6 protein-coding genes are annotated in these 4,662 nt (G+C 63.4%); all 6 read right to left on the bottom strand.

Features of this window, described 5'->3' with window-relative positions; translation table 11 throughout:
- Positions 1-144: 144 nt before the first annotated feature.
- Positions 145-924, bottom strand: coding sequence for an SDR family oxidoreductase (locus KAY22_RS24920; RefSeq protein ID WP_296625821.1), 780 nt, complete (start codon positions 922-924; stop codon positions 145-147).
- Positions 921-1,664, bottom strand: a complete 744-nt coding sequence (locus KAY22_RS24915; RefSeq protein WP_296625820.1) for an SDR family oxidoreductase — start codon at positions 1,662-1,664, stop codon at positions 921-923. Before KAY22_RS24915 ends, KAY22_RS24920 begins: the two co-directional genes overlap by 4 nt.
- Complete coding sequence (locus tag KAY22_RS24910; protein ID WP_296625819.1) at positions 1,664-2,191, bottom strand: VOC family protein; 528 nt, start codon at positions 2,189-2,191, stop codon at positions 1,664-1,666. Before KAY22_RS24910 ends, KAY22_RS24915 begins: the two co-directional genes overlap by 1 nt.
- Positions 2,191-2,991, bottom strand: coding sequence for a ThuA domain-containing protein (locus KAY22_RS24905; RefSeq protein WP_296625818.1), 801 nt, complete (start codon positions 2,989-2,991; stop codon positions 2,191-2,193). The genes KAY22_RS24910 and KAY22_RS24905 overlap by 1 nt, the downstream gene beginning before the upstream one ends.
- Positions 2,992-2,996: 5 nt before the next feature.
- Positions 2,997-4,364: an aromatic ring-hydroxylating dioxygenase subunit alpha gene (locus KAY22_RS24900; RefSeq protein ID WP_296625817.1), complete on the bottom strand. Its 1,368-nt coding sequence runs from the start codon at positions 4,362-4,364 to the stop codon at positions 2,997-2,999.
- Positions 4,365-4,385: 21 nt separating this feature from the next.
- Positions 4,386-4,662, bottom strand: a 277-nt coding sequence (locus KAY22_RS24895) for a hypothetical protein (protein ID WP_296625816.1), incomplete at its 5' end; no start/stop codon positions are given.

Raw genomic sequence — 4,662 nt, 5'->3', positions numbered from 1 at the left:
GGGTTCGCGCCTGTTCTCGCGCGAGACCAGGTCGAGCAGGCGGCGCTCGAAGTGGATGCCCTTCTCCAGCGCGAACATCCACACGATCCAGGGGCTGGGCGCAAACATACCGAAATCATAGAAGATCATCGCAATCCCCTTGCTTTACCGGGCGGTCCATCCGCCATCGACCGTCAGCGTGCTGCCGGTCATGAAACTGCTCTCGTCCGATGCCAGGAAAAGCACCGCGTTCGCTATTTCCTCGGGTTCGGCGATGCGCCCCATCGGCGTCTCCGCCGCCAGTTGCGCGAGGAGGTCGCTTCCTTCCGCCATCTCTTCGCTGCCCCCGGCCGTCATCGCCGTTCGCGCAAAGCCGGGATGCAGCGCGTTGACCCTGATCCGCTGAGGCGCAAGCTCGATCGCGGCCGCCCGGGACAGGCTCTTCAGCGCCCCCTTGCTCGACGCATAGGCGGCCGTCTGACCAAGCCCTGCATCGGCCAGGATCGACGACATGTTGACGACGGCCGACCAGTGGCGGTCGTCACGTGCTGCGTGGGCGAGGAGCGGGGTCATGTGCTTGAGGCCCAGAAAGGCGCCCATGGCGTTGACGGCCATCACCCGCTGCCACTCGTCCGCATCGAGATTCGTCATTTCGCCGGTCGGGGCGATACCGGCATTGTTGACGAGGATGTCGAGACGGTCGGGCAGAGCGATCGCGGCCGCGCGCCAATCCTCTTCCCGACTGACGTCCAGTTGAAGATAGCGAAAACTACCTATCGCTTCGCAGGCCTGCCGAACGTGGGGTTCGTCCGGCAGGTGGACGTCGGTCAGCCAGACATCCGCACCTTCACGGACGAACAGCCGTGCGATGGCGACGCCGAGGCCGCCCAAGCCTCCCGTCACGAGCGCACGGCGACTGGCAAGACGCGGGGCGGACGCGATCACTGCGCGGTGAACCCATTGTCTACCAGAAAGTCGGTCCCGTTGATGAAGGTCGATCCATCGGACAGCAGGAACAAAATCGCATCGACCACCGCCGACACCGGAATGAACCGACCGGACGGCTGGAGCGCCCGCATCTGGTCCAGCGTGTCGGCGCTGCCACCGAGTTGCGCAACGATGTCCTGGACCATCGGCGTCTCGGCCATGGCGGGATGGAGCGAGTTGACCCGCACCCCGCTGCCGTTTGCCAGCGCCTCGAGCGCGACCGACTTGGACAGCAGCCGAACCGCAGCCTTGCTCGCACAATAGGCCGCAGCGCCCGGCGAACCGGCGATGCCGGCGGTCGAGGAAAGGTTGACGACGCTGCCACGGCCCTGGCCGTACATGACGGGCAAGACATGCTTCATCGCGAGGAACGGCCCTTCGACATTGACCTGCATCGACTGCCGGAACAGGTCGAGCTCCATGTCTGTCACGGGCGCCATCCGGATGATCCCGGCACAGTTGACCAGCCCATCGATGGTGCCGAAGCGGTCGAGGACATGGGGCACGGTATCGGACCAAGCGGCCTCATCGGTCACGCTCATCTCGATTGTCAGAGACGCAGGCCCGTTCATTGCCGCACGGTCGACTCCGATCGTGGTGGCCCCCTCTTCAGCGAGAGCCTGGATGGTGGCTGCGCCTATGCCGGAGGCCGCGCCGGTCACGATGACGGTCCGGCCGGAAAGGGATGGGCCAGCCATCAGACATCTCCCGGCTGGAAGGGGCGAACCGGCGCGGTTCGGCCGTCCCATGCATGCGCAACCGCTTCGGCATGGTCGAAGAAAGCCCGGCTTTCCGAGTTGTCGCTTATCAGTTCGACGAACAGCCCAAGAGCATCGCGGCAATCGAAGTAGCGCAGCTCGGTGGCAGCGGAGAGCGAAGCCTGGACGACCAGGGGCCCCGGCAGGCGCACTCCTTCCGCTGACGGATCTTCGACCAGATAACCGTGATGGTGAAGCCGGCTGCCCCTCGGCGGGGTAGCGCCATAAACGTTCGGCCAGTCGCCGCGCGGCCGGATGAGTTCGACCATCAGATCGCCAGCCTGACCGAAGGCGATGTCGAGCGCCATCGGCCGACTTTCGCCGTCGTGGCGCCAGTCGGCGAAGGACATGGCGTCGATCGTGAGGAAGGGGCCAGCGCCGAAGGCTCTTACCCAGTGCATCGCCGCCGCCTCCAGATCATCGGTGACATAGCCAAGTTGGCGGATTCGCAGCGGAAGTGGCGTCATTACGCGTTTACCTTGAAGTGCCGGGGCGCATCGGCGAGCCAGGCGATGCCCCGGCTGACGATGTCTAGAAAGTTACGGTCGTTCCACGGGCCGCGCACGACCGGCGCTTCGGCCATCAGCGGACGCATGTCATATTTGCCGCAGGCGTGGCCGAGCGGCGAGTAGAGCACGCCGCCACGGCCATGGTCCTTGACGTAAAGCTGCGGTCGTGGGCTGTCGTCGTCGATCTCGACGGTGGCATAGCCCGGTGTCGGCCCCTTGTAGCGCGCAGAAAGCAGGGTACGGATTTCGCCCAGCGGGGTCGCCACATAGGGTTCGTCTACGATCGTGAAATCTTTCATGCCCCGCGTGACCGGATGATCCGCATCCTCGACGCAAACATGAATTTCCTGAGAGGCGAGATGCGTGACGAAGCGGCTCCCCAGCAGCTGCATGAACAGCGGTGAGATATGCTCTGCGGTCGACTTGACGAGCCCTGGGATGCGGACGCCGCTGGTCACTATCTCGGGCCCGTCGGTGAACTCCAGATGCGCATTGACCGCGTGAAGCGCGAAGATACGCCCGCCGTCGCGCACAAAGGCATCCAGCGCCTCCGCTTGGGAATCGGACGGCATCATGTCGCAGGTGTAGAGTATGAGGCCGGCGCAACCGTCGAGGCGGTGCAGCCCCTCATAATCCATGGCACAGCTTGCCCGAATGCGGTCGTCCTCCGCCATCAGCTCGAGCAGCCTGAGCCTGGCGAGATCGAAATCATGATACTTCCCGCCGGTGATCACATGCATGCGTCTGGGATGGGTCATATCGTCTACCGATCCCCGTTCACCGGGAAGTCGCCGCGCAGGTAGCGGTCGATCGTCTGATGGAAATGGCGCAGGCGGACTTCCTGCTCGCCCAGGATCATGCCGCGGAAGCCGCGCGATGCCGTGCCCTGCTGCATCGTCGGCATGTTGGTGCCATCCTGCTGAAGCACGTTGGCCAGAACCGGGTCGAAACTCCCGTCGAACGCGACGGCATAGTTCGGCAGTTCGTGATGACGGTAGAGCCGGTGTTCATGGTCGGGGCGCGGCGTACCGGGCGGGTCGTGCCGCGTGATCAGAAAGTCATAGTAGCAATAGCCGGGATCGCTTTCGTGCGGGCGATAGCGGAACACGATCGACATTTCCGGTGTGGAGGTGAAGGTCGTGCCGGGGAAAAAGGTATAGTGGTACTGGTGCGCGAGCTGCTCGTCGTTTAGCCGCTCATAGGCGATATGGCTCCTGCCCTGTTGCGCGCGTTTCTGCGCGACGATCGCGAGGTGGACGTCCTTGGCCTCGCCATCATAGCCCTCGGGCTGGCCCAGCATCCGCTTGCGGAAGTCGGTCATCTCGCTGCGGTCGGGCAGGATCTCGCTCACCGTATGGTTGAAATTGAGCATGCGGCTGTGGATGCCCAGCAGCTCGATCGGCACGTCGAACCCTTCCGCGAAATTCAGGAATTCGGGATGGAGCGCTTCGAAATGGTAGCTTTCGTTGAAGGCGTCATGGGCATGCTTCCAGTTCCCCGCCCATTCGAAGCTCTTGTGATCGATCAGCTGGTAGCGCTCCAGCTGATAGCTTTCGAGATGCCGCCCGGCCTCGCCGAGAAAATCGGTCAGGGGGCCGGCGGCGGGGTCCATGTTGAACCACACCCAGCCCCCCCAGAGTTCGACCTTCAGCGGAGGCAGGGCGAGCTCTTCGGTCGGTATGCCCGCACGGAATTGTGGGAAGAGCTGCGGATGCATCACCTGGCGGAGCGTACCGTCGAGATTCCATTCCCAACCGTGGAACGGACATTTGAACCGCTCCACGGCGCCCTCGCGCGACTGGCAGAGGATGTTTCCCCGGTGCTGGCAGATGTTGAAGAAGCCACGGATGACGTCGTCGGCCCCGCGGACGAACAGCAGGGACTCCTTGCCCAGCGAATGGACACGGAAATCGCCAGCCTCTTCAAGCTCGCTGACATGGCAGCCGATGTTCCAAGTGCGGGTCCAGATCATGTCCCATTCGCGTTGCATGAACTCGCGCGAGTGGAAGCGCTCGCCGTCGATCCTGGTGCTTCCGATATCGGGGATCGGCTGGCGCGGGAGGAAGGGCTTGGCTGCCCAATCCCCCTGCGTCCGCGCGACCGACGCGAATTCCTGCTCGATCTTTGCCATTCCTGATCTCCGCTGAACCGTTCAGAACCGCTTTTCGACGGAGATGCCGATCGTGCGGGGATAGGGGACCTGATTCTGCCCGCCCGGTCGAGAAATGGGGCGCTGGGCATTGCCGATATTGTCGGCGAACAGGGAAATCTCGAGATCGTCGCGTGCGACGCCGATGCGCGCCTGTCCGGCGTCAGCGCCAATGGCACAGATTTGAGGTTGTGAATTAAGGAGGATTTGGGCTTCGTCGTAGTGACGAAGGAACGAAGATGAAGCCCAAATCCTCCTTGAAAAAATCGGTGAAGGCTCC

It is taken from the genome of Rhizorhabdus sp. (assembly GCF_018006725.1).
In the GTDB taxonomy this organism is placed as follows: Bacteria; Pseudomonadota; Alphaproteobacteria; order Sphingomonadales; family Sphingomonadaceae; genus Rhizorhabdus.
Note: the sequence above shows the minus strand (reverse complement) of the source record. Positions and strands in the feature narration are given on the sequence as shown.

Coding starts and splice junctions, on each gene's coding strand:
- KAY22_RS24915 (WP_296625820.1), bottom strand. CDS start 1,664: ATGGCTGGCCCATCCCTTTCCGGCCGGACCGTCATCGTGACCGGCGCG.
- KAY22_RS24905 (WP_296625818.1), bottom strand. CDS start 2,991: ATGACCCATCCCAGACGCATGCATGTGATCACCGGCGGGAAGTATCAT.
- KAY22_RS24910 (WP_296625819.1), bottom strand. CDS start 2,191: ATGACGCCACTTCCGCTGCGAATCCGCCAACTTGGCTATGTCACCGAT.
- KAY22_RS24900 (WP_296625817.1), bottom strand. CDS start 4,364: ATGGCAAAGATCGAGCAGGAATTCGCGTCGGTCGCGCGGACGCAGGGG.